Origin of the sequence: Amycolatopsis sp. GA6-003 (genome assembly GCF_046267895.1) — a bacterium.
In the GTDB taxonomy this organism is placed as follows: domain Bacteria; phylum Actinomycetota; class Actinomycetes; order Mycobacteriales; family Pseudonocardiaceae; genus Amycolatopsis.
Map to the genome: position 1 here is coordinate 3,378,791 of NZ_CP176499.1, position 23,936 is coordinate 3,402,726.

20 protein-coding genes are annotated in these 23,936 nt (G+C 68.2%); 15 read left to right on the forward strand and 5 right to left on the reverse strand.

The window, feature by feature from the left end; genetic code table 11:
- Positions 1-131 precede the first annotated feature (131 nt).
- The 12 genes from F9C12_RS14830 (at position 132) to F9C12_RS14885 (ending at position 11,960) form a co-directional block, all read left to right on the forward strand.
- Positions 132-905 carry an MlaE family ABC transporter permease gene (locus F9C12_RS14830; protein WP_009074192.1) on the forward strand — a complete coding sequence of 258 codons (774 nt, stop codon included), beginning with the start codon at positions 132-134 and terminating at the stop codon, positions 903-905.
- A complete protein-coding gene (locus F9C12_RS14835) occupies positions 905-1,747 on the forward strand; it encodes an MlaE family ABC transporter permease (protein WP_037712855.1) in 843 nt (280 codons plus the stop codon). Before F9C12_RS14830 ends, F9C12_RS14835 begins: the two co-directional genes overlap by 1 nt.
- Positions 1,744-2,985, forward strand: coding sequence for an MCE family protein (locus tag F9C12_RS14840; protein ID WP_409466251.1), 1,242 nt, complete (start codon positions 1,744-1,746; stop codon positions 2,983-2,985). Before F9C12_RS14835 ends, F9C12_RS14840 begins: the two co-directional genes overlap by 4 nt.
- The gene (locus F9C12_RS14845; protein ID WP_409466252.1) at positions 2,982-3,983 is read left to right on the forward strand and encodes an MCE family protein; all 1,002 of its coding nucleotides are present in this window, start codon (positions 2,982-2,984) and stop codon (positions 3,981-3,983) included. The genes F9C12_RS14840 and F9C12_RS14845 overlap by 4 nt, the downstream gene beginning before the upstream one ends.
- The gene (locus F9C12_RS14850; RefSeq protein ID WP_409466253.1) at positions 3,980-4,963 is read left to right on the forward strand and encodes an MCE family protein; all 984 of its coding nucleotides are present in this window, start codon (positions 3,980-3,982) and stop codon (positions 4,961-4,963) included. The genes F9C12_RS14845 and F9C12_RS14850 overlap by 4 nt, the downstream gene beginning before the upstream one ends.
- Positions 4,960-5,958, forward strand: a complete 999-nt coding sequence (locus tag F9C12_RS14855; RefSeq protein ID WP_409466254.1) for an MCE family protein — start codon at positions 4,960-4,962, stop codon at positions 5,956-5,958. The genes F9C12_RS14850 and F9C12_RS14855 overlap by 4 nt, the downstream gene beginning before the upstream one ends.
- Complete coding sequence (locus tag F9C12_RS14860) at positions 5,955-7,007, forward strand: MCE family protein (protein WP_409466255.1); 1,053 nt, start codon at positions 5,955-5,957, stop codon at positions 7,005-7,007. Before F9C12_RS14855 ends, F9C12_RS14860 begins: the two co-directional genes overlap by 4 nt.
- Positions 7,007-8,212, forward strand: coding sequence for an MCE family protein (locus F9C12_RS14865; RefSeq protein ID WP_409466256.1), 1,206 nt, complete (start codon positions 7,007-7,009; stop codon positions 8,210-8,212). The genes F9C12_RS14860 and F9C12_RS14865 overlap by 1 nt, the downstream gene beginning before the upstream one ends.
- On the forward strand, positions 8,191-9,285 hold the full coding sequence (locus tag F9C12_RS14870; RefSeq protein ID WP_409466257.1) for a hypothetical protein: 1,095 nt from the start codon (positions 8,191-8,193) through the stop codon (positions 9,283-9,285). The genes F9C12_RS14865 and F9C12_RS14870 overlap by 22 nt, the downstream gene beginning before the upstream one ends.
- Before the next feature lie 590 nt (positions 9,286-9,875).
- Positions 9,876-10,346 carry a hypothetical protein gene (locus tag F9C12_RS14875; RefSeq protein WP_409466258.1) on the forward strand — a complete coding sequence of 157 codons (471 nt, stop codon included), beginning with the start codon at positions 9,876-9,878 and terminating at the stop codon, positions 10,344-10,346.
- A gap of 34 nt (positions 10,347-10,380) precedes the next feature.
- A complete protein-coding gene (locus F9C12_RS14880; protein ID WP_409182561.1) occupies positions 10,381-11,016 on the forward strand; it encodes a hypothetical protein in 636 nt (211 codons plus the stop codon).
- A 332-nt stretch (positions 11,017-11,348) separates the two neighbouring features.
- Entirely contained in the window at positions 11,349-11,960 is a 612-nt protein-coding gene (locus F9C12_RS14885) for a DUF6801 domain-containing protein (RefSeq protein ID WP_409466259.1), read from the forward strand.
- 313 nt (positions 11,961-12,273) lie between these two features.
- Here the strand turns inward: F9C12_RS14885 and F9C12_RS14890 are convergent, their stop codons facing one another.
- On the reverse strand, positions 12,274-13,311 hold the full coding sequence (locus F9C12_RS14890; protein WP_409466260.1) for an RCC1 domain-containing protein: 1,038 nt from the start codon (positions 13,309-13,311) through the stop codon (positions 12,274-12,276).
- A gap of 245 nt (positions 13,312-13,556) precedes the next feature.
- Here F9C12_RS14890 and F9C12_RS14895 point away from each other — a divergent pair, with 245 nt between their 5' ends.
- Positions 13,557-14,996, forward strand: coding sequence for a DUF6801 domain-containing protein (locus F9C12_RS14895; RefSeq protein ID WP_409466261.1), 1,440 nt, complete (start codon positions 13,557-13,559; stop codon positions 14,994-14,996).
- A 456-nt stretch (positions 14,997-15,452) separates the two neighbouring features.
- On the opposite strand, the gene F9C12_RS14900 is transcribed toward F9C12_RS14895, so the two are convergent.
- Positions 15,453-16,751, reverse strand: coding sequence for a PucR family transcriptional regulator (locus F9C12_RS14900; RefSeq protein WP_409466262.1), 1,299 nt, complete (start codon positions 16,749-16,751; stop codon positions 15,453-15,455).
- A 351-nt stretch (positions 16,752-17,102) separates the two neighbouring features.
- Here F9C12_RS14900 and F9C12_RS14905 point away from each other — a divergent pair, with 351 nt between their 5' ends.
- Together F9C12_RS14905 and F9C12_RS14910 are read left to right on the forward strand one after the other, a co-directional pair.
- Positions 17,103-17,831: a hypothetical protein gene (locus F9C12_RS14905; protein ID WP_409466263.1), complete on the forward strand. Its 729-nt coding sequence runs from the start codon at positions 17,103-17,105 to the stop codon at positions 17,829-17,831.
- A complete protein-coding gene (locus F9C12_RS14910) occupies positions 17,832-18,218 on the forward strand; it encodes a GntR family transcriptional regulator (protein WP_409466264.1) in 387 nt (128 codons plus the stop codon).
- A 148-nt stretch (positions 18,219-18,366) separates the two neighbouring features.
- On the opposite strand, the gene F9C12_RS14915 is transcribed toward F9C12_RS14910, so the two are convergent.
- The 3 genes from F9C12_RS14915 to F9C12_RS14925 all read right to left on the reverse strand — a co-directional run bounded on the left by F9C12_RS14915 (position 18,367) and on the right by F9C12_RS14925 (position 23,736).
- Positions 18,367-19,164 (reverse strand): arginase family protein, encoded by a 798-nt coding sequence (locus F9C12_RS14915; RefSeq protein ID WP_409466265.1) that lies wholly within the window; start codon positions 19,162-19,164, stop codon positions 18,367-18,369.
- A 119-nt stretch (positions 19,165-19,283) separates the two neighbouring features.
- Positions 19,284-22,661: a pyruvate carboxylase gene (locus F9C12_RS14920; RefSeq protein ID WP_409182569.1), complete on the reverse strand. Its 3,378-nt coding sequence runs from the start codon at positions 22,659-22,661 to the stop codon at positions 19,284-19,286.
- Between the two features lie 142 nt (positions 22,662-22,803).
- Positions 22,804-23,736, reverse strand: a complete 933-nt coding sequence (locus tag F9C12_RS14925; protein WP_409466266.1) for a S8 family peptidase — start codon at positions 23,734-23,736, stop codon at positions 22,804-22,806.
- Positions 23,737-23,936 lie beyond the last annotated feature (200 nt).

Here is a 23,936-nt window from a genome sequence, read left to right on the forward strand (position 1 = left end):
ACCAGTAACGAAACCGCACGGTAACCCCCCGCCGACGCTTTCCTTCCCGCCGGTCCGCCAAACGGAGCAGCACCGGAACGGAAGTTCGGCGGGCATTCCGCCGTGCCCGGACATTGCTGGGAGGTCGGGCGATGGCGTTTCCCGGCGCCGCGGCACTGCACCAGACCGGACGGCTTTACGCACTGGGGCTCGACGTCGTCCGGCTGACGTTTCGCCGTCCGTTCCAGTTCCGCGAACTCGTGCAGCAGTTCTGGTTCATCGCGAGCGTGTCGATCCTGCCGACCGCGCTGGTGTCGATCCCGTTCGGCGCGGTGATCGCGCTGCACATCGGGTCGCTGACCACGCAGATCGGCGCGCAGTCGTTCACCGGCGCGGCGAGCGTGCTCGCGATCATCCAGCAGGCCAGCCCGATCGTGACCGCGCTGCTGATCGCGGGCGCGGGCGGCAGCGCGATGTGCGCCGATCTCGGGTCGCGCACCATCCGCGAGGAAATCGACGCGATGGAGGTGCTCGGGGTTTCGCCGATCCAGCGGCTGATCGTGCCGCGGGTGCTGGCCGCGATGGGCGTGGCGGTGTTCCTGAACGGCATGGTCAGCGTGGTCGGCGTGCTCGGCGGCTACTTCTTCAACGTGATCATGCAGGGCGGCACGCCGGGCGCGTACCTGGCGAGTTTCTCCGCGCTGGCCCAGCTGCCGGATCTGTGGATCAGCGAGATCAAGGCACTGCTGTTCGGGTTCGTCGCCGCGGTCGTCGCGTCGTATCGGGGGCTGAACCCGCGCGGCGGTCCGAAAGGCGTGGGCGACGCGGTGAACCAGTCCGTCGTGATCACGTTCCTGCTGCTGTTCGTGCTGAACCTGATCCTCACCACGGTGTACCTCCAGCTCGTGCCGCCGAAGGGAAGCTGATGGCCACCCCGACTCCGACGCGCGTGCTCGAGGCCATCGACCGCAGGCTGGGCTTCCTCGACACCCTCGGCGACCAGATCCTGTTCTTCCTGCGCGCGCTCGGCTGGGTGCCGCGCGCGGTGCGCCGGTACCTGCGCGAGATCGTCCGGCTGCTGGCCGAGGTGAGCTTCGGCAGCGGCGCGCTCGCGGTGATCGGCGGGACCATCGGCGTGATGGTCGGGATGACCGTGGCGACCGGTACTGTCGTTGGGCTGCAAGGGTATTCGGCGCTGAACCAGGTGGGCACGTCGGCGTTCGCGGGGTTCATTTCAGCGTACTTCAACACGCGTGAGATCGCGCCGTTGGTGGCCGGGCTGGCGTTGTCCGCGACGGTCGGCTGCGGGTTCACCGCGCAACTGGGCGCGATGCGGATCTCCGAGGAGATCGACGCGCTCGAGGTGATGGGCATCCCGAGCGTGCCGTATCTGGTCACCACCCGGGTGATCGCCGGGTTCATCGCGGTGATTCCGCTGTACGCGGTGGGGCTGTTGTCGTCGTATCTCGCGTCGCGGCAGGTCACCGTGTGGGGCTTCGGGCAGTCGGCTGGCACGTACGACCATTACTTCCTGCTGTTCCTGCCACCCGGCGACGTGCTGTGGTCGTTCGGGAAAGTGCTGATTTTCAGCGTCGTCGTGGTGCTCGCGCATTGCTACTACGGCTTCCGTGCGAGCGGCGGCCCGGCTGGCGTCGGGGTCGCGGTCGGCCGGGCGGTGCGGACGGCGATCGTCGCGATCAGCGTCCTGGACTTCTTCCTCAGCCTCGCGATCTGGGGCGCTACGACGACCGTGCAGGTGGCCGGATGAACCGGCGCTGGCACAAGACCGGAGTCCGCACCGCCGGGGTGCTGTTCCTGGCGGCGCTGTCGGCGTTCGTGCTGCTCACGGTGAAGATCTACAACAAGGACTTCACCCCCACGGTCCCGGTGACGCTGCAGGCCGATCGCGTCGGCAACCAGCTGCGCGCCGGCGGGCAGGTGAAGGCGCGCGGGGTCGTGGTCGGCGAAATCCGGGGCGTGCACGCGATCCGTGGCGGTGCGGAGATCTCGCTCGCACTGGACCCGGAGCAGGTGCGGTGGCTGCCGGTCAACGTGTCCGCGCTGCTGGTTCCCAAGACGCTGTTCGGCGAACGGTACGTCCAACTGTCCATTCCGGACACTGACCGGCAGCGGCCGCTGCGAGCCGGAGACGTGATCTCGCAGGACCGGTCGGCGAACGCGATCGAGCTGGAGCGCGTCTTCGACAACCTGCTCCCGGTGTTGAAAGCCGTTCAGCCGCAGAAACTGGCCACCACGCTGACTGCGGTCTCCACGGCATTGCAGGGCCGCGGCGCACAGTTGGGCCAGACGCTGGCGACCGCGTCGGATTACCTGCGGCGGTTCAACCCGAACCTGCCGCAGCTGGACCGAAACGTGCGCGATCTCGCCACCGTCACCCAGATGTACGGCGACATCGCGCCCGATCTGCTCGACGCGCTCACCGACGCGTCGGTCACGCTCGGCACGGTCAGTGCCAAGCGAATCGACCTCGGCTCGCTGTATCAGCAGGTCACCACGTCGTCGCGGGACCTCACGACGTTCCTGCGGCAGAACCGGAACAACCTCATCGCGTTGTCCGCGGACAGCCGCCGTCCGCTCGAAATCGGCGCTAAGTACTCCCCCAGCTTCCCTTGCACTCTACAGGCACTCACCGACTTGAAGCCGTCGATGGATCGGGTGCTCGGCGCCGGAACGAAGGAGCCCGGGCTGCACGTCGAGGTCACCGTGTCCAAGTCGCGCGGGAAATACGTGCCGGGCAAGGACAATCCGGCGTACACCGAGAAAACCGGCCCGCGCTGCTACCCGAGCGGAGTGATGCCGACCGCCGGAACCCCGGCGACCGTGCCGTCGACCGGTGACCTCGGCATCGCGAATTCGCCGCAGGAGCAGCAGTTTCTGGCCCCGCTGATCGCGCCTTCGCTGGGCGTTTCGACCGCTGACGTGCCGATGTGGAGCAGCGTGCTCGTCGGCCCGCTCTACCGCGGAACGGAGGTGACGGCGAAGTGAGAAACCTTGCCGCTCCCCTGGTCAAAAGCCTGATCTTCATCCTGGTCACCGTCCTCGCGACGGTCGTTCTCGCGTTGTCGATCACCGGCGGATCGGTCGGCGGAAGCAAGCGGTACGGGGCCACTTTCGTCGACGCCACCGCGTTGAACGTAGGCGATGACGTGCGGATTTCCGGGGTCAAGGTCGGGCAGATCGAAGGCCTCGACGTGGTCGACCGCAACCGCGCGCACGTCAGCTTCTCGCTGGAGAACGGCCGCACGGTGCCCGCCAACGTGACCGCGGTGATCAAGTACCGCAACATGGTCGGCCAGCGCTACCTCTCGCTGGAACGCCCGCGAGCCGCGGCCGGAGTATTGCCGCCGGGCGGCGAAATCCCGCTGGACCGCACGACGCCCGCGCTCGACCTGACCGACCTGTTCAACGGCTTCAAACCGCTTTTCCAGGCGCTGTCGCCGAAGGACGTCAACGACCTGTCCGGCGAGATTGTCCAGGTGCTGCAGGGAGAAGGCGGCACGGTGACCGAACTGCTGCAGCACACCGGGTCGCTCACCAGCACGCTCGCCAGCCGCGACAAGGTGATCGGCGAGGTGATCGGCAACCTGAACTCGGTGCTGAAAACCGTCAACGGCAAGGGCGATTCGCTCGCGACGCTGGTGTCGACCCTGCGCCAGCTCGTGTCCGGGCTCGCCGAGGACCGCACGGCGATCGGCGACGCGGTGTCCGGCCTGGCCGAGCTGACGCAGTCGACCAGCGGGCTGCTCACCGAGATCCGGCCCGGGCTCAAGGACAGCATCTCCGCTCTCGACGCGCTGACCCGGAACCTGAACAAGGGGGAGGCCGACGTGGACAAGGCACTGACCACGCTGCCCAAGAAGATGGACCGCATCGGCACGCTCGGGTCGTACGGCTCGTGGATGAACTTCTACCTGTGCAAAGCCGTCCTGGAAACGTCGCCGCCGCGCGGCGTGGCGGCGACCGCGGCGAGGTGTGGCGCGTGAAGTCGTTCCGGGAGCGCAATCCGCTCGTGCTGGGGATCGTCGGCAGCGTCGCGCTGGCCGCGGTGCTCACCGGTACGCTCAACTACCACCGCCTGCCGTTCCTCGGCGGCACCACCTACCAGGCCGAATTCACCGAGGCGGCCGGGCTGCAGGCGGACGACGAGGTGCGGATCGCCGGGATCAAGGTCGGCGAAGTGTCCGAAGTGGACTTGGACGACGACCACGTGCTGGTCAGCTTCCGGGTCAAGAACGCGTGGATCGGCGACCGGACGTCGGCGCAGATCAAGATCAAAACGTTGCTGGGCCGCAAGTTCCTCGCCCTCGACCCGGCCGGCCGGGCGGAGCAGAACCCGGACCGGCCGATCCCGCGCGACCGCACGGTGACCCCGTACGACGTGACCGACGCGTTCAACGGCCTCGCCGACACCGCGGGCGCGATCGACACGAAACAGCTCGCGACCAGCTTCTCCACGATCAGCGACACCTTCCGCAACTCGCCACAGCACGTCCGTACCGCGCTCGACGGGCTCAGCGCGCTGTCGAAGACAGTCTCGTCGCGCGACAACGAGATCGCCGAACTGCTGGCCAACGCACGCAAACTGACCACCACGATCGCCAACTCGAACGACGACTTCGAAAACCTCGTCAAGGACGGCGACCTGCTGCTCACCGAACTGGACCACCGCCGCGACGCGATCCACCAGTTGCTCGTCGGAACCCAGCAGCTCGCGAAACAGCTGTCCGGGCTGGTTTCGGACAACACCGCGCAGCTCGCTCCGGCGTTGCGGCAGCTCAACCAGGTGACGGACCTGCTGCAGCGCCAAGACGCGAACCTCGCGCAAAGCCTCAAGCTGGCCGGGCCGTACTTCCGCGTGCTGACCAACACCGCAGGCAACGGCCGCTGGATCGACAGCTACCTGTGCGGCCTCCTCCCGGAGAACCGCGATCCGTGCACCCCGCCGAAGGGAGGCGCGAAATGACCGCGCGCGCATACCGTTTCGTGGTTTTCCTCCTGGTCATGGCCTTGGTGATCTGCGGCGTCATGTGGTGGGTGTTCTCCGGATCCGGCCGATACCGCGTCACGGCGTACTTTTCGCGGGCTGTCGGCGTTTACAGCGGATCCGACGTCCGGGTGCTCGGGGTGAAGGTCGGCGAGGTCACCGCGGTCCTTCCGCAGGGCGGCCAGGTCCGGGTCGACTTGTCGGTAGATCCGCACATCCCGGTCGCCGCCGACACCACCGCGCTGGTGATCGCGCCGAGCGTGGTCGCCGACCGCTACGTCCAGCTGGGCAAACTCGCCCGAGGCGGCCCGCGCCTGGCCGACGGCGCGGTCATCGGCACCGACCGCACCGGCACGCCGGTGGAGCTGGACCAGCTGTACTCGAGCCTCGACACGCTGAGCAAAGCCCTCGGCCCGAACGGTGCGAACTCGAACGGCGCGCTGTCCGACCTCCTCCGCACCGGCGCGGCGAACCTCGACGGCAACGGCAAGGCGTTCAACACGTCCGTCCGCGACTTCGCCCGCCTCGCCCGCACGCTGGCGGGCAACTCGTCGGACCTGTTCGGAACGGTCGACGAGCTGCAGAAGTTCACCACCATGCTCGCCACGAACGACCGGCAGGTCGCGGACGTGAACCAGCAGCTGGCCAAGGTGTCGGCCACCCTCGCGGCGAACCGCGGCGAGCTGTCCGGGGCCCTGCGCTCGCTCGGCAGCGCGCTGGCCTCGGTCCAGGGCTTCATCCGGGACAACCGGGCCGCCCTCAAGTCCAATGTGGACAAACTGGCCAAGACAACGCAGACGCTGGCGGACCAACGCGCTTCGCTCGCCGAAACGCTGGACGTCGCCCCACTGGCCGCGCAGAACGTGCTGAACGCGATCGACCCGGAGACCGGACGCCTGCAAGGCCGTGCCAACTTGCTGGATTACCTGCCGTTCCCGGCGACGGACGCGGCCGTGACGGGAGGCGGCCGATGAAGGCGCGACGGCTTGTCCTGGCCCTGGCGGTAAGCACGCTCGCCGGCTGCGCGGCCCCCGGCGGCTTCCGGGGCGTCTACGACCTCCCGCTCCCCGGCGGCGCGGACCTCGGCGCGCATCCGTACGAGGTCACCGTCCAGTTCGCCGACGTCCTGGACCTGGTCCCGCAGGCCGCGGTGAAGGTGGACGACGTTCCCGTTGGCCGCGTCCAGTCGATCCGGCTGGGCGCCGACGGCTGGACCGCCGAAACCGTCCTGGCCGTGAACGGCGACGTCCACCTGCCCGCGAACGCCGTCGCCCGGCTGCGGCAATCGTCGCTGCTGGGCGAGAAGTTCGTGGAACTGGCCGCGCCGGTCGCCTCCCCCTCCGGACAGCTGGCGGACAAAGCCGTCATCCCGGTGTCGCGGACCAACCGCAACCCGGAGTTCGAGGAGATCTTCGGCGCGCTGTCCCTGCTGCTCAACGGCGGCGGGATCGAGCAGTTGCAGACGATCAACCGCGAGCTGACCAAGGCAATGGACGGCAACGAGGAGGAGATCCGCAGCTTCCTGTCCGGGGTCAACCAGCTGATGACGAACCTCGACGCCCACCGCCGCGACATCACCGCCGCGCTGGACGGCCTCAACCACCTGTCGGCGTCGCTGGCCGACCGGAACCAGCAGATCGCCGACGCCCTCACCGACCTGACCCCAGGCTTGAAAACCCTCACCGACCAGCGACCGCAGCTGGTGACGATGCTGCAGTCGCTGGACCAGCTGTCCACAGTGGCCACCGACGTCGCGAACAAGAGCCGCGACGACCTGGCCGCCGACCTGCGCGCCCTCGCCCCCATCCTGCGCCGTCTCGCCGATGCCGGGCAAAACCTGCCCCGAGCGCTGGAAATCCTCCCTTCGTTCCCCTTCACCGACCCCGTGCTGGACGCGCTCAAAGGCGACTACCTGAACGTCTACGCCACGGTGACTCCCGGCGCTGGCGTCCCGCTGCCTCCGCCCGGCCAAGGCGTCCCGCCAGGACTCCCTACGCTGCCGCCCCCGTCCGGGGGCCGCTGATGCTCACCAGACGGATCCGGCTGCAGGTCATCGCCTTCGTGGTAGTCGCGTTGGCCGCGACCTCGTTCGTCGGCGCGAAATACGCCGGAATCGCGCGCCTGTTCGGTGCCGGGACCTACACCGTGCGCCTCGAATTATCGGAAGGCGGCGGCATCTTCACCAACGGCGAGGTCACCTACCGAGGCGTCGCTGTCGGCCGGATCGGCCAGCTGCGCCTGACCGAGCACGGCATGGAAGCAGACCTGCTGCTGGACACCTCCTCGCCAAGGATCCCTTCGAACGCCCGAGCCATCGTCGCGAACCGCTCCGCCGTCGGCGAGCAGTACGTCGACCTGCAACCGTCCGGCACCCAGGGCCCGTACCTGGAGGACGGCAGCGTCATCCCTCGCAGCTCAACTGTCCTGCCCTTGCCAGTGCAGACCTTCCTGTCCGATGTGGACGCGCTGACCGCCTCGGTGCCGACCGAAGACCTGCGCACCGTGGTGAACGAACTGGACAACGCCCTGCAAGGCAGCGGCCCAGACCTGCAACTGCTGATGGACACCGCGAGGTCCTTCACCGACTCCGCCTCGACCCACCTCCCCCAGACAACAAAACTCATCAACGACGGTTCGACGGTCCTGAAAACGCAAGCCGAGTCCTCGACCGCATGGCGAGAGTTCAGCCGAAACGCCCACCTGTTCGCCTCGCAGCTAGCGTCCTCGGACGGCGACCTGCGCCAGCTGATCGCCACCGCCCCGCCGGCCGCTTCCCAGGTCACGGGCTTGCTTCGCGACAACAGCCCAGGCCTGCCAATCCTGCTGGCAAACCTGCTGACGACGGCCGACGTCTTCAGCGCCCGAACCGACGGCGTGGAGCAACTGCTGGTGACCCTGCCGAAAACCGTAGCCGCGACGTCGTCAGCCATCACCCCAGACAGCGGACGATTGTCGCTGGCCTTGACGTTCTTCGACCCGCCACCGTGCCGGAAAGGGTACGAGAGCACGAAAATCCGCAGCAGCGCCGAACTGCCCGTACTCCCGTTCAACACCTCCGCAGCTTGCACCCTGCCCGCCGGAGACCCGTCCTCGGTGCGAGGGGCCCAGCACGCTCCGCACCCAGGGGTCCCGGAACCAGCCAAACCCGACGGCCTTCCCGGGGTGGCATCGGGGCTCGCGACGTCGACCGATCTGGAGGAGATGCTGTGGCTACGCCGGGGAAACTGAAGACCTCACCGGGGGCGGTTTGTTCTGACGGTGTCGCATTGCCTCCTGCGGCGGAGCCTTCTGCTGCGCGGGGCGTCGGTGGTTCCGCTTTCGCCGAGCGTGCTGCCGCACGTCCCGCCAACGACTCCGCTCCTGCTGAATCCGCTGCCGCGCGACCCGCCAGCAACTCCGCCTCCGCCGAAGCTGATGCCGCGCGCCTCGCCAATGACTCCACACCGGCCAAGTCTGCCGCCGCGCGACCCGCCAGCAACTCCACTCCTGCTGAATCCGCTGCCGCGCGACCCACCAACGATTCCGCCTCCGCCGAACCTGCCGCCGCACGTCTCGCCAACGACCCAGCCTCCTCCGAACCAGATACTGCGCGCCTCGCCAATAACTCCGCTCGCGCCGAGTCTCCTGCCGCGCGACCCGCCAGCGACCCCGCCTCCACGCCGGACGCCTCCGCCGAACCTGCTGATCCCTCTCCCATCACCAGGCGCGCCGCGTCCCATCCAGCCGACACTGACGCGTCCACCACCGAAACCGCAGCATCACCGAACCCGTCCGCTCCCGCCGTTCCCTCCTCCCCGCGCCTGAACACCACCAACCCCCGTCGCACCCTGACGTGGGCAGCCGGAATCGCCCTGACCGCAGCAGCCGCCTTCGCTGCCTGGTCAGCCTGGTCGTGGCACGCCGCCGCGACCTCCCCCGCCGCGACCGCCGGCGCGGCCAGAGACGAGGCCGTCACCGCCGGACGCACCCTGATCGCCACGGTCACCACCTTCAACCCCCAGCACCGCGACCAAGACCTAGCCCACTGGCAAGCCGCGACGACCGGCGCTCTCCAGACGTCCCTGCCCGGCAACGTCCCACCCGACGGCTCCGCCACCACCGGCCACGTCCTCGACGCCGGACTCTCCGACCTGGACACCGAAGCCGGTACCGCGAAACTCCTCGCCTCGGTGGAAATCACCGTAACCGAGAACGGCACCGCACAGCCGGTCCGCCGCACCCGCTTAGCCGCGACGATGGCCCGCACAGCCTCCGGCTGGAAACTCAGCTCACTGGAACAGCTGGGGGTGGCCGGATCGTGAACCTCCCCCCGCGCAAGTCCCGGCGAGGCACAGAGCCTGCCGATTCCCCTACGGCCACCAGCGAATCCGACCCCCCTCCCGCCGTCACTGCCGAGTCCGCCCGGCCAAACGCGACCAGCGCGGACCACGCACCCATCGCAGCCAAAGCCACCCGGCCAAACGCAGAACCGGCTTCTGTCAAAGCTGAAGCGGCCCAAGCAAACCCGGCCAACGCAGTCCAGACACCCATCGCCACCGAACTCACCGCGCCAAGCAAACCCAGCACAGACCACCCTCCCCTCACCGACGGACCCGACCGGCCAAGCGCAGCCAATGCGGACCAGGCACCCGTCGCGGCCAAAGCCGCCCAGCCAGACACCGCTGACACAGACCGCGCATGCGTCACCACCGGCCCCACCCAGCCTTCCGACTCCGAGCCCGTTGCCACCCAAACCTCCGGTCCTGTTGCCACCCGACCCTCTGAGCCTGACCCCGTGTCCACCCAGCTCTCCGAACCCGACCCCATTGCCACCGAGCCGACCCCACCTCCCACCGATCCCGATCCCTCCCCTTCCCCCAAGACAAACCGCCTTCCCGCACTCCTCCTGGCCTTGACCGTCCTCCTCACCGCCGTCGGCGTCTGGTGCACCGTCGAAGCCCGCTCCACCACCGCGTCCACCGCCTCCTCGAATCACGCGCTGACCGATCAGCCCGGCACCGCCGCCGTCACGTCCGCGGTCAGCCTCACCCTCAACAAGATCTTCTCCTATACCTACGACAAAACCGGCGTCACCGAGAACGCCGCAGCCACCTTGCTGCGCGGCCGCGCCCGCGATTCCTACGCGAAACTCTTCGCCCAGGTCCGCACAATGGCCCCGAATCAACAGCTGAGCCTCACCTCGCGAGTCTCCGCCACCTCCGTCCAGCAACTCACCGAAGACCACGCACAGTTGCTCGTCTTCCTCGACCAGTCCGCCGTAAGAGGGAATTCCGCCACTCCGGAGACAGCCGCGGCACAACTGGCCGTCACCGCGGAGCGCATGGACGGAAACTGGTTCGTCACCGATCTCGTGCCCCGATGAAATTCTGTTTCCTCACCGCCGAAGGAGTACCGTCATGCCCATTTTCCGGCTCGCCCGAATCGGCGTGCTCGCAGCAGCCGCCGCGACCGCGGTCAGTCTCGCCTCCGCAGTTCCCGCAGCAGCGACCGAAATACCCATTCCGATCTCCTACTCGGTCACCGGCAGCACCGTAGTAAAGAAAACCGGCAGCACTCTCAACCTCGGCCCGGGCAGCCTCGCCGGGAATCTCCTGGTCGACGACCAAACCGGAGCCGTCGGTCTCAACGCCAATCTGCAATTGCCGCCGTCCACCGCCAACATTTCGCTGCTCGCAGGCGGATTCCGGATCAAGGCGAAGGTCACCGTGATCCCGACCGCGCCCGCGACCGGCAGTCTCGCGAACGGCACCCTCACCACGCACGAAACCGCGAACATGGAGATCAGCGACATCTGGGCGGGCCCGATCGTGCCGGTCTTCCCGGTGCCGACCGTGCCCGGCAGCTGCACCACCGTCAAGCCGATCGACCTGACCCTGACCGCGGCGAACGTCGACATCACCAAGCCGATCACCCTCACCGGAAATTACGCCATTCCGGAATTCAAGAACTGCTTCATCGCCGATCTCGCACTCGGCGCACTGGTGTCCGGACCGGACAACACCATCTCCCTGACGCTGACCTCCAAGAGCTGATCAACCACACGAAAACGGAGTACCGGAAACTGTTCCGGTACTCCGTTTTTCGCATACTCGATCTTCCCGAAATTGTCAGCAGCACACGAGACGCCGATACTGTTTACTCGGACGATGACAAAAGAATCGGTCCAGTTTCCGAACCACAGAACAGGCGCATACCAGGGTTGTTGCCGACTGAACTCGCGGGTAACCTTGGACTCGCGGCCGGTAGTCCCCACCGAGCCGATTCCCGTTCCCGAAGACTTGATCCGGAACGGAATCCGCGGAAACCTCCGCCCCCACCGCGCAGGATCGCCGCGAAAACTGCAGTCCGATCTAAGGAGAATGGTATGCCCCGGCTCAGCAAACTGTCCACGGGCGTGGTGACCGGCGTCGCCGTAGGCGCGATCGCGGTCCTGACCGCGGGCACGGCCTCGGCCGCCACCGCGACCTACAAGGCCGGCCCCGCGAACTACAGCTGCACGTTCCCGGCCATCCCGCCGCAGACCGTGGCGGTCACCGCGCAGTTCGACGGCCCGGACACGATCCCGGTGAACGGCACCACGACGCCGTCCAACGTGTCCGGCACCGCGACCATCACCGCGCTGGTCCACGCGCTGCTCACCGCCGCCGGGTACGACGGCATCCGCGGCACCGCCGACGTCCCGATCACCGTCGACAACGGTTCGCTGTCCCCGTCGTCCGCCTCCGGCCTGCAGATCCCGGAGCAGATCTACCCGGCGGGCGGCGCGATCACGGTGAACATCGCGCAGACGTCGACGTCGACGATCCCGACCTATACCGCGCCGAGCAGCCCCGGCTCGGTGACATTCGGCCTCGACACGACGCTCTCCGCCCAGCTCGAATTCCACAAGCCGTCGGACGACAGCTGGACCCCGTGGACCATGACGTGCACCGCCCCGTCGGGCACGAACTTCAGCCCGTCGGGCACCATTTCCTGACCCGGCCTCGACGGAGGGGCGGCTGGATGCCGTCCCTCCGTCGTCGTTTCGCCGGACTGTCAGGCACCGATTCGGCTTCTCCCGCAGCGAGAATCGGCCCAGCGACAGGGAACCAGCGCCGAGTACGGCAACAGCACTCCGTCTAGGGAAGAGGCCGCCCCGGCTGCGCAACCTTCTCCCGGCCCGACGTTGGGCAAGCTTTCACTTCCAGAACAAAGAACCCGCACAGCCAGCCCTCTCCAACGCGCTCAGGAACCGCCCCGACGTCCCACGATTCCTTCTCAGCGCAACGGATTTCCGGGGAACCGGCCAGTCAGCGACGACAGGGAACCGACCGGTCCGTGATCACAAGGCCGAACTCGTAGCCCGCCGACGCACCGGTGACCGGCCCGCACACCGGCGGCTTCGGCACCGTCGCCTGACTGTACGAGTTGTTGCCCCAGGCGACCAGCGACCCGTCCGCCTTGATCGCCAAGTTGTGGTTCCACCCCGCGTCGATGGCGACAACCCCGGTTTTGGCCGCTGCGGGAACGTTGGTCTGCCCGTAGTTGTCGTGCCCCCAGGCGAGCACGCCGCCGTCCTTCAGCGCGAGGCTGTGCTCATACCCGGCCGAAATGGCGGTCACCCCGGACTGCGCCGCCGCGGGAACGGCCGACTGGCCGAAAGCGTTGCTGCCCCAGGCAAGGACAACGCCGTTCTTCAGCACGAGATTGTGGTCCCCGCCCGCCGAGATCGCGTCGACACCGGACTGGGCGAAGTCCGGCACGTCCGCCCGGCTGCCCCAGCTCACCACCTGGCCGTTCCGCAGCAACGCGAGGCTGTGCACCGTACTGGCGGAGATCGCGGTGACCCCGCTGGACACCGATGCCGGAAGCTCCGTCTGGCCGTACCAGTCGTTGCCCCACGCGTAGACCTTGCCATTCTTGAGGGCAAGCCCGTGCAGCCAGCCAGCGGCGATCTGGGTGGTGCCGGACGACAGGTCCGCCGGCACCTCGCTTTCGCCGAAATTGTTGTCGCCCCAGGCGAGCACGGCACCGTTCTTGAGCGCCAGCCCGAACAATCCGCCGGCCGAAACCGCGGAGAGGCCGGACGTGGTGGCCGCCGGCAGTCCCGACATGCCCCGGGTCCCCCACTGGTAGATACCCCCGGCCGCCGTCAACTGCGGCACATTCGCCGCGCCGGCCGCGCTTCCCGCTGCGTCAAACTGCGTCGCGGGCAGTGAACCCGCCGACTTCGGCTGCAGCGCGTTCACTGCGACTGCCGGGCCGCTCGACGCAGCCCCGGCCCCCACCACGACGACCGCAGCGACCGCCGCCGCACCCTTGCCCCATCGCCGGTGTCCGGCCGCCATCGCAGCTCCTTCCTCCGAACGTCTGGCAAAGATGATTCCAGCCCCGCGGCCCCTCGCGGCAAACGTGCGAGTTCTTTGTCAGAATCCGATGAAAACCCGATCCCGAACTAGCCCATGAATCTAAGAAAACCCCTTGGGAACAACGGAAAACCGTCGTCGCCCGGACATGCTTGCGCCCCGGCGAAACTCACCGGTAACTTCGCTCGGAAGCCATTTCTCGGGTCCGACGGGCGAGGAGGCGCACCATGCCGGAATCACGCGGCCGGACTACCCGCCGCCGGACGACTTTCGCCGCTCTCGCAGTCCTCGCCGCACTGTCGATCGGCACCGGAGCGCTCACCGGCGTCAGCTCCGCCTCGACCGAGACGTCCACGCCTGGCGCCCCGCCGCCGCCTTCGGCCGGTGAGCAACAAGTCAGCAAAGACGTCGTCCTCGACTGTCCCTTCGCCGCCCCCGCGGGCTCCCAGCAAATCACCCTCACCGCTTCCGCCACAGTACCCGCGACGGTACAAGTCGGCTCCGGATTAAAATTCCGCTCTCTGACCGCATCTTTCCTCCTCCCCCACACCGTCGCCACCCAATTGGTGCCGACGTCCTCAGACGGCATTCGCGGCGGTCTCACCCTTGACCTGACGGCACATCAAGGGGACAAGCACGCCGCGATCCCCATCCCCTTCACGATCGCCGCGACCCCGTTGCCAGAAAACGGCGACATCAAGCTCACCGCCACCGCAGACCTGCCGGAACAGGCGATCACCGTCCCCGGCAAGGTCAGCTTCGACCTCGGTGCCCCGACCATCGCATTGAAGTCTGCTGCCGAGGGTGCTGCCGAAGCGACTCCAGTCGCCTGCACCCTGCTCCCGGACCAGACGACGACTCTGACGTCGATCCTCGCAACCCAAGCCCCGGCCGCCACCCCGAGCCCGGACAAGCCGAAGCCCCCGCCGGCACCGACCCCGCCCGCCGCCGAACGCGACGCAGTCACGCCGAAAGACGACGGCTTCCCGCTCGTCACCCCGCTCAACTACGTCCAGGTCACCGCGACTTCCTCGATCTACCGGCTGGGAGCCACCGTCGCCAGCAGCAAAACCGGAGTGCTCAACGGATCCTGGACGGTGATCCTCGACCCTCCCGACTACATCCCGCGCGACCCGAGCACGATCTCCGGCGTCGTCGGTTTCCGGCCAGTCACCGCGACCTTCCTCGGTTTCGGCTTCGTGCCGGTGACCGCGACTGTCGAGTTCCTGCCCGTCGACTACCGCAATTCCCAGCTGATCGACCTCACCGGCCAACTCTGGGGCGGCGTCCACCTGACCACCCGTGTCCAGGTGATGGCCCGGATGAGCAACGCCAAAGTCAACGGCGTGCCACTGGACCTCGGCCCGGATTGCGTCACCGCCAAACCAGTCTCCCTCAACCTGTCCGGCAAATACAACGCCACGACGGGCGGCATCATCAGCACCGACCCGAATTCGCCCGACCCCGACTACCGCGGCTTCGCCCTGCCGCCCTTCGTGCACTGCGGCACCACCGAACCGCTCAGTCCGCTGCTCACCGGCATGGCCTCCACCGCGGAGAACCTGAACCAGGCCAAGGTGGTCAACGTCAACTTCGTCGAATGCGCCTCGAACAAGTTCCCGGACCACACGAAGTGCAAGCCGATCCCGGACACTCCTCCCCGCTGAAGCCGAGCCGACGCCTCGCCTGCCGGAATAGCCGAAATTCGGCGAAAAGATGAGAACCTTCAACGGAACGAGGTTCCGCCCTCCATTCGCTCCCAGTCACCAGCCCGGTCGACGAGCCGGGCATGCCCGAAATCGGCGACCTGCTCACTCATCCCGCTCCGAGACCCGCCACGGCACGCCATGCGCCCCAGCTCAGTCCCTCCGCCAAATCACGGCTCGACAGAACAGCGCCGCACGGTCTCGTGAAACTGTGGAGGCATCGCAGGCCGACCGCCGCCAATCGAAGGCGACGGCCTGGGCCCCAGACATGCACCACGGATTCGTGACGCATAGTCCGCTTCGCACGCGACACGAAGACCCTGCCGGATTCGGCGACAGCCACCGATACCGCGAAACGCCCGCCGTCATTTGCCACGCCATAGCCCTCCGACCGGCGGAACCCACAGCTTTCGCCACTCAGCGGCGACTGGGCGAGTCCTCGCACGAGGATGGCCGACGACTGGCTGGCACCACGGTCGTCCCGGTCAGGTGCGGACGCCACGACGGTCCCGGCCGCGGCCGGTCGTCCGCGGTCGCGCGCAAGACCAGTTCCATTTCGAATCGCGCCGCCGGATCGCGCAGCAGTTCGCCGAACGTCGCCTGCAATTGGCGCATGCGGTACCGCACCGTCTGCGGATGGACTTGCAGCCGCTCGGCGATTTCGACCACGTTCGCCTGGCTGTCGAGCCAAGCCCGCAGCGTTTCGAGCAGCCGGTCCTGCTGCTTGTCAGTCATGTCCGTCAAGGGGGCGAAAAGCCGGGTGCGGAGGAGGTCGATCAGCGCGTCGTCCGAATGCACCAGCAAGGCAGCGAGGTGTTCCTCCGCTCGGAGCACTCGCTCACCAGGGATTCGCCCCCTATCGGCGAGAACCAGCGTTCGGCGTGCCCACCGCAGGGAATCGGCGAGGCTCGCCAGCGGCACGCACGGCCCGACGGACAGGCGGCAATTCGGCAAGGCGGCCTGAAGAGTCGCCAGCCGGGCGCCAGTGACCGCGCCGGGCACGACGATGCACGGTTCAGCGGAGTCCAGCTCGGCCAGGATGTCCGAGTCCAGCGTCGCGTGCCGGCGGGCCCTGCCGTTCAGCGGCGATTGGACGGCTATCGGCGATGCCTGTTCCGGCACAGCCCAACCGGTGAGCTGCGCCAGCTCCGCGATCGCCTTCGGCGGGGCCGGCGGCACCTCCAGCAGGACGCCGAGCAGCCGTCGCCGCCAAGTGTCCAATGCGCCGGCGGTGCGGGCTTTCGCCTCTAAATAGCCATCCAGCGCGACCGACGCCAATTCGTCCATAAACGCCAACATCGCATCAGCCAGCTGCGACATCACCGCCGACGAAAGGCCGGCTCGCCGTCCGACGCGCATGATCCGGCGCCACGACACCCGCGCGCCCACCCGATAGGCCGACTGCAGGGTGTCGAGGCTCCGCCCCTCGCGCATCTCGTTCTGCCCGAGCCGGTGGTGCACCTCGTGCGACTGTTCCTTCGACGCCCGCGGATCGGCGATCTGCGCGACGAACAACGTGATCGCATACTCGACGCCCGCTCGGATCGATCTCCCGTACGGACCGTCGAGCGGCCGCGCGTAGGCGGGAATCGTCGCGCGGATCTCGTCGACGATCTCGGCGGACAGGCTCGCCAGCTCGGGCCGCAGGATCTCGGCGAGTTTGCGCGGCAGCGCAGCCGACGGCACAGCGTGATCGAGTCCCCGCTCCACCGACATCGCAGCTCCTTCGCTCCGCCCCGGTTCCCCGGCCGCGCCTCCGCGCTGCCGGAAGCCCCCGCATCCATTGAGGGGTGACACCCGACACATCGAAAATCCCACGCCAAATGTGTCATCAGTCCGCGAAGAAACCGATTTCTTGTCACGTTCGTGACAAGTTCACGAGGTCGAAGGAGCACATCGCGACAACACACCACCGGGCGCACTACGTCATGCGTGCAAACGGGGCAACCCTCATGCCTGCCTTCAGCGGCGACCCGGACGGGCAGCGAAAACGACCACGGAGCGTCACCCGGCAGGACGCGCAACCCTCTTGTAGCATGCACTTGATACAAGAGGGAGGGGTCCACGATGCAACTCGACTCGGCGCTCGCCGTCGCGGGCATCACCGGCCTGTTCGGGCTGATCATCCTCGTCGCGTTGTGGCCGGGCGAGAAGCAAGGTGCCCGGTTGCTCGCGAAATGGGGCGTGCGGAACCCGACCGCCGACCAAGTGCCGGTGGCCGTGCGCTACCTGCGCCGTCGGCGATTCTGGTATCCGTGGCTGTTCCTCGGCCTCCCCCTCATCCCGGGCGCGACGAATCTGGTCGGCGAACGGACCGCGAACTCGCTGGTGTTCGTGGTGCTGCTCGGCGGGCTGGCCGCCGAAATCCTCGCCCAGCGCCCCTCGCGGGGACCCCGCAGGGAAGCTGTGCTGGCACCACGCGGCGTGCTCGATTTCGCTCCGTTGTGGACGGTCGTCGTCTCCGGGCTGGCCACCGTCGCCGCCGTCGGGCATCTCGCCGTTTTGCGGCAATGGGGCCCGCTCGCGGTGACCGTCGGCGCGGCCGCGGTGGCGTGGACCATCGTGCTCCTCGCGGTGCGGCGTCCGGCGGCCGGCGACCCGGAAGTCGACCAGGCACTGCGAGTTCGCAGCGCCCGCGTCGCTCTCGGGCTCGGCACCGGAACGGCTGCCACGCTCGGCTGGACGGTCGGGGACCTCACCTCGTTCCTCGCGTTCGTGGCCACCGTCGCCGCGTTCCTCGCGATCGTCGGCCCGCCGCCGAAGCAGCGCGCGGCAACAACCACGGCAGCGCGGTAGATGCCGCTGCGAGTGGTGGTCGACGCCGAAAGCGGGGTTCCGCCCTGGCGTCAGGTGCACGACCAGATAGTCCGCGCGATCACGACCGGCTCCCTTGCCCGGGACGCCCGTCTGCCGCCGATCCGTCAGCTTTCGAGGGACCTCGGACTCGCCTCCGGGACTGTCGCCCGCGTGTACCGCGAACTCGAGTCCGCCGGATGGGTCACCACCGCACGGGCACGCGGAACCGTCGTGACCGGCCCGGCCGAACGACCGGAGCCGGGCACGCTGCTTCGCGCCGCGGCCGCCGAATACGCCCGGCACAGCCGGGAACTCGGGGTCACGCCGGACGACGCCGTCGACGCCGTGCGCGCGGCATTGGCGAGCCTGGACGCACCGCCGCGGTGAACCCGCCTCGATCGTCCGGCCGGCGCGGTTTTCGCCGTTCTGTGAACCGTCTTCCGCACGGTCTCGGGCACACCTCCTTATGGCCCGTGCGTTCCCGTGGTCCACTCACCGGACGAGGCGCGGATCTCACCGCCTCGATGCGGAGGGGTCAGCCCTCCATCAGCACCCTCCCCACTGCGGCCAGCACGGGTTCCAGCGCGGCGACCTCCGTGCCGACGCATTCCGTGATGCCCGCACCGACGACCTCCATTCCGGAAAGCCCGTCGATTGCTTCCACTAATTCGGCGATCGTGAGCCCGCCCGGCTCCGGATAATTCACTCCAGGGAACTCGGCGGGATCAAGAATGTCCAGATCCACATGCAGATAAACGCGGTCCGCTCCCGCGGAGTTCAGCGCTCCGGCGACGTCGTCGGAGCGCACGGCGAGACCACCGGCGATGGCTTCCTCTTCCGCGGAATCGAGCGAGCGGGTGCCGAACAGCACCGCCCGGCCTCGTTCGAGAGCCGGGCTCGCGGCGAAATCCTTGTCGCCCTCGCCGAGCAACGACCGCAGCACCATGCCGTGGTACGCGCCTGAAGGCGACGAATCCGCCGTGTTCAAGTCCGCGTGCGCATCGAACCACGCGACGCCAAGCGTTGCGCCGTAACGGAAACGCGCGACGCCGACCGGGACCAGCTCAACGCCGCAGTCGCCGCCGATCGTGAGCACCGGACCTTCCGGTGCTTCGAGCGCAGCGAGCTGCAACTGCCGGTTCGTGCCCGTGAGCACGGCCCGGTTGGCTATTCCGGCGACGACGTCGGACGTCGCTGCGTCCTGACGTACGTGGTGCACCGGCTTGCCGAGCACGTGCCCGGCCAGTTCGGAAAGTGCGCGGCAGCCCTCGATCAGCCCCTTCGCTCGGGGACTGATCGCGCCCTGCCATTGCGGCACCGCGTTGATCAGCATGCATCGACGCTAGCGCGAACACCCCGGAAAAAGCGAGCAGTAAATGGTGCGAGGGGCCCCCTCGCTCCGTTTTGGAGCGAAGGGACCCCTCGTGCGCTAAAAAGTGGCGCGAAAGCGGGCTATTCGAGCACGATGAGAAGGTCCCCGCCCTCGACCTGCTGAACGGAGGTGATTGCCAGCCGACCGACTTTGCCCGCCGCCGAAGCGGTGATCGACGCTTCCATCTTCATGGCCTCGATCGTCGCCACGGTCGCACCGGCCGCGACCTCGTCGCCCTCGGCCACCTGTAGCGTCACCACGCCGGCGAACGGCGCGGCGATCTGCTTCGGGTTGCCCTTCTCGGCCTTTTCGGTGGCCGGGATGTCCGAGGCGATGGACCGGTCCCGGATCTGGATCGGCCGGAGCTGGCCGTTGAGCGTGGACATGACGGTCCGCATGCCGCGTTCGTCGGCCTCGCCGATGGCTTCCAGCTCGATGAGCAGCCGGACGCCGGGTTCGAGGTCGACCGAGTACTCCTCGCCCGGGCGCAGGCCGTAGAAGAAGTCCTTGCTCGGGAGCACGCTGGTGTCGCCGTAGGCCTCGCGGTGCGCGAGGAATTCCTTCGTGGGCCCGGGGAACAGCAGCCGGTTCAGCGCGCCGCGGCGGTTGTCGGCGAGTTCCTTGTGGTCCTCTTCGGACAGTTCGGCGACCGGTTTCGCCGCCGAACGGCCTTCGAGGGCCTTGGTGCGGAACGGTTCCGGCCAGCCGCCAGGCGGGTCGCCCAGTTCACCGCGCAGGAATCCGATCACCGAATCGGGGATGTCGAACTTGTTCGGCTCCGCCTCGAAGTCCTCCGGGGAGACGCCGGCGCCGACGAGGTGCAGCGCCAGGTCGCCGACCACCTTGGACGAGGGCGTGACCTTCACGAGGTGGCCGAGGATCTTGTCCGCCGCGGCGTACATGGCCTCGATGTCCTCGAAGCGGTCGCCGAGGCCCAGCGCGATCGCCTGCGTGCGCAGATTGGAGAGCTGGCCGCCGGGGATCTCGTGGTCGTAGACGCGCCCGGTGGGCGACGCGAGACCAGCCTCGAACGGGGCGTAGATCTTGCGGACGCTTTCCCAGTACGGCTCCAGGTCGCCGATCGCGTGCAGGTCGAGGCCGGTGCTGCGGTCGGAGTGGTCGGTGGCCGCGACGATCGAGCCGAGCGACGGCTGCGACGTGGTGCCCGCCATCGACGACACGGCGCCGTCCACGGCGTCGGCACCGGCCTGGATGGCGGCCAGGTAGGTGGCGAGTTGGCCGCCTGCGGTGTCGTGCGTGTGGATGTGCACCGGGAGGTCGAATTCCTTGCGCAGCGCGGTCACCAGCCGAGCCGCGGCGGGCGCGCGGAGCAGGCCGGCCATGTCCTTGATCGCCAGGACGTGCGCCCCGGCTCCGACGATCTGCTCGGCGAGCTTGAGGTAGTAGTCGAGCGTGTAGAGCTTTTCGTTCGGATCGGACAGATCGGAGGTGTAACAGAGCGCGACCTCGGCGACCGCGGTGCCGGTGGCGCGGACGGCGTCGATGGCCGGCCGCATCTGCTCGACGTCGTTGAGCGCGTCGAAGATGCGGAAGATGTCGATGCCGGTCGCGGTGGCCTCCTCGACGAAGGCCGTGGTGACCTCGGTCGGATAAGGCGTGTAGCCCACGGTGTTGCGACCGCGCAGCAGCATCTGCAGACAGATGTTCGGCACGGCCTTGCGCAGCTGCTCCAGCCGTTCCCACGGGTCCTCGGCGAGGAAACGCAGCGCGACGTCGTAGGTCGCGCCGCCCCAGCACTCCAGGGACAGCAGCTGCGGCACAGTCGCGGCGACCACCGGCGCGACGGCGAGCAGGTCCTTCGTCCGGACGCGCGTCGCGAGCAGCGACTGGTGCGCGTCGCGGAAGGTGGTGTCCGTGACGCCGAGCTGCGGCGTTTCCCGCAGCCAGCGCGCGAATCCCTCCGGGCCGAGTTCGGTCAGCTTCTGCTTGGAGCCGTCCGGCGGAATGAGATCCGCGGGCAGCTTCGGCAGCTTCGTCACGGCGTCGGGGGTGCGCGGACGCTCGCCGTTCGGCCGGTTCACCGTCTGGTCGGCGAGGTAGGTCAGCAGGCGCGTGCCGCGGTCGGCGGAGTGCCGGGCGGTCAGCAGGTGCGGCCGTTCCTCGATGAACGACGTGGTGACGTTGCCCTCGCGGAAGTCCGGATCGTCCAGCACCGCCTGGAGGAACGGGATGTTCGTCGCCACTCCGCGGATCCGGAATTCGGCGACCGCGCGGCGGGCCCGGCCGACCGCGGTGCGGAAATCGCGGCCGCGGCAGGTGAGTTTTACCAGCAGGGAGTCGAAGTGCGCGCTGATCTCGGTGCCGGAGAACGCGGTTCCGCCGTCGAGCCGGATGCCCGAACCGCCCGGCGAGCGGTAGGCGCTGATCATGCCGATGTCCGGACGGAATCCGTTGGCCGGGTCCTCGGTCGTGATGCGGCACTGGAGCGCGGCCCCGCGCAGGTAGATCTTGTCCTGCGACAGGCCGAGGTCGGCGAGAGTCTCGCCGGCGGCGATCCGCAGCTGGGACTGCACGAGGTCGACGTCGGTGACCTCTTCGGTGACCGTGTGCTCGACCTGGATGCGCGGGTTCATCTCGATGAACACGTGCTTGCCTTCGCGGTCCAGCAGGAATTCGACGGTGCCCGCGTTGCGGTAGCCGATCTGCCGGGCGAATTTCACGGCGTCGGCGCAGATGCGGTCGCGCAGTTCGGGGTCGAGGTTCGGCGCGGGGGCCAGCTCGACGACCTTCTGGTGGCGGCGCTGCACGGAACAGTCGCGTTCGAAGAGGTGGATCACGTTGCCCTCGCCGTCGGCGAGGATCTGGACCTCGATGTGCCGCGGTTCGACCACGGCCTTCTCCAGGAACACCGTCGGGTCGCCGAACGCTGACTCGGCCTCGCGCGCGGCCGCCTCGATCGACTCGCGCAGCAACGCCGGGTCCTCGACGCGGCGCATGCCCCGGCCGCCTCCGCCGGCGACCGCCTTGACGAACACCGGGAAGCCGAGTTCGTCGGCCGCCGCGACCAGTTCGTCGACGTTGCTGGACGGCTGCGACGAACCGAGCACCGGGACGCCTGCCTCGCGCGCCGCCTTGACCGCGCGCGCCTTGTTGCCGGTGAGTTCGAGGATTTCGGCGCTCGGGCCGACGAAGGTGATCCCCGCTTCTTCGCAGGCCATGGCCAGGTCGGGGTTCTCCGACAGGAAGCCGTAGCCCGGATAGACCGCGTCCGCGCCCGCCTTCTTGGCGGCCTTGACGATCTCCTCGACCGAGAGGTAGGCGCGGACCGGATGGCCCGGTTCGCCGATCTCGTAGGCCTCGTCGGCCTTCAGCCGGTGCAGCGAGTTGCGGTCTTCGTGCGGAAACACAGCGACTGTGCCCGCGCCCAGTTCGTAGCCTGCGCGGAACGCCCGGATCGCGATTTCGCCGCGATTGGCCACCAGCACTTTGCGGAACATGCCCGGTCCTTCCCTTTTCGGATCGGTATCGAAGGCACGTTACCCGGTGAGTCCCGCAGTGCGGGAGCCGTAGTCCAGGTGATGGACATCATGCACGCCGACCTGCATGCATGATGCTGGCCGAGCCGCCGCGCCGCAACCGTCAGGGCGTTCCCGCAGGCAGTGTGCACAGCAGCCGATTCGCGGTTCCGGAGGGCGCATTCTTGACCACGTTCTGCGTTGCGTCCTGCACAATTGCTTCGCTGACCGCATTGGGCGCGGCGTCGGGGTGCGCGGACCGGTAGAGGGCCACGGCGCCAGCTGCCACCGCAGCGGCCATGGAGGTCCCGGACAACGTCCCGACCTCCGCGGTACCGGCGATGGGCGCGGGGATGTCGACGCCCGGCGCGTACAGGTCGAGCGGCATGCCGAAGTTCGAGAACGGCGCGACCTGGTCTTGGACATCGGTCGCGCCCACGGTAAGGGCTTCCGGCACTCGCGCGGGCGAAGTTTGGCTGGCGTCAGTGCTGCCCTCCCCTGCCGGAACCACGATCGGCATGACCGCGGCGACTCCCTTGACCGCGTTGTCGAGCTGTTCGTTCGGCACGCCGCCGATGCCCAGCACCGCGACCGCTGGTTGGTGTGCGTTCTGGGCTACCCAGTTCAGACCCGCGATAATCGTGTCGGTCGCGCCGCCGCCGGCCTTGTCGAGAACCCGGACCGGGAAGATCTGCGCGCCTTTGGCGACGCCGTAGCTGTGTCCCGCGACGATTCCCGCGACCCGGGTGCCGTGGCCGTTGGTGTCCGACGTGTCCGTGCCAGTGGTGAGGAAATCCTTGCCGGGCAGGACCCGGTCCCGCAGATCCGGGTGTTTGGCGTCGACACCACTGTCGATCACGTAGACGGTGACGCCGGATCCGTCCGAGTCGTAGTGGTACTTCTGATCGAGACCGGTTCGCTGATCGATCCGGTCGAGCGCCCAGCTCGGCGGGTTGGCCTGAATCCCGCTCGCCGCCAGCGCGGCCGGTTGCACCCCGGCGACCAGCAGAAATGTCAGAGTTGCCGAAAAAAGGCCACGCGCCGCTCGGTTCCGCATGCCTGCGGTCGTATCCCGGTCGCCATCCAACGGCAACTCGACGTCACACGATGGGCTGGTCCCGGTCCGACGGTCGGCCGCCTGGCCGTACCAACAAACGACAGGTGCGGAGGGGCGATGACCTGCACCTGCCGATGTTTCGCCGCTAGGCGGCTAACTGCTGACCGACCGACAGGTTTCGCCGCTAGGCGGCCAACTGT

Coding starts and splice junctions, on each gene's coding strand:
- F9C12_RS14860 (WP_409466255.1), top strand. CDS start 5,955: ATGAAGGCGCGACGGCTTGTCCTGGCCCTGGCGGTAAGCACGCTCGCC.
- F9C12_RS14865 (WP_409466256.1), top strand. CDS start 7,007: ATGCTCACCAGACGGATCCGGCTGCAGGTCATCGCCTTCGTGGTAGTC.
- F9C12_RS14840 (WP_409466251.1), top strand. CDS start 1,744: ATGAACCGGCGCTGGCACAAGACCGGAGTCCGCACCGCCGGGGTGCTG.
- F9C12_RS14920 (WP_409182569.1), bottom strand. CDS start 22,661: ATGTTCCGCAAAGTGCTGGTGGCCAATCGCGGCGAAATCGCGATCCGG.
- F9C12_RS14880 (WP_409182561.1), top strand. CDS start 10,381: ATGCCCATTTTCCGGCTCGCCCGAATCGGCGTGCTCGCAGCAGCCGCC.
- F9C12_RS14915 (WP_409466265.1), bottom strand. CDS start 19,164: ATGCTGATCAACGCGGTGCCGCAATGGCAGGGCGCGATCAGTCCCCGA.
- F9C12_RS14910 (WP_409466264.1), top strand. CDS start 17,832: ATGCCGCTGCGAGTGGTGGTCGACGCCGAAAGCGGGGTTCCGCCCTGG.
- F9C12_RS14890 (WP_409466260.1), bottom strand. CDS start 13,311: ATGGCGGCCGGACACCGGCGATGGGGCAAGGGTGCGGCGGCGGTCGCT.
- F9C12_RS14900 (WP_409466262.1), bottom strand. CDS start 16,751: ATGTCGGTGGAGCGGGGACTCGATCACGCTGTGCCGTCGGCTGCGCTG.
- F9C12_RS14905 (WP_409466263.1), top strand. CDS start 17,103: ATGCAACTCGACTCGGCGCTCGCCGTCGCGGGCATCACCGGCCTGTTC.
- F9C12_RS14895 (WP_409466261.1), top strand. CDS start 13,557: ATGCCGGAATCACGCGGCCGGACTACCCGCCGCCGGACGACTTTCGCC.
- F9C12_RS14925 (WP_409466266.1), bottom strand. CDS start 23,736: ATGCGGAACCGAGCGGCGCGTGGCCTTTTTTCGGCAACTCTGACATTT.
- F9C12_RS14855 (WP_409466254.1), top strand. CDS start 4,960: ATGACCGCGCGCGCATACCGTTTCGTGGTTTTCCTCCTGGTCATGGCC.
- F9C12_RS14885 (WP_409466259.1), top strand. CDS start 11,349: ATGCCCCGGCTCAGCAAACTGTCCACGGGCGTGGTGACCGGCGTCGCC.
- F9C12_RS14830 (WP_009074192.1), top strand. CDS start 132: ATGGCGTTTCCCGGCGCCGCGGCACTGCACCAGACCGGACGGCTTTAC.
- F9C12_RS14835 (WP_037712855.1), top strand. CDS start 905: ATGGCCACCCCGACTCCGACGCGCGTGCTCGAGGCCATCGACCGCAGG.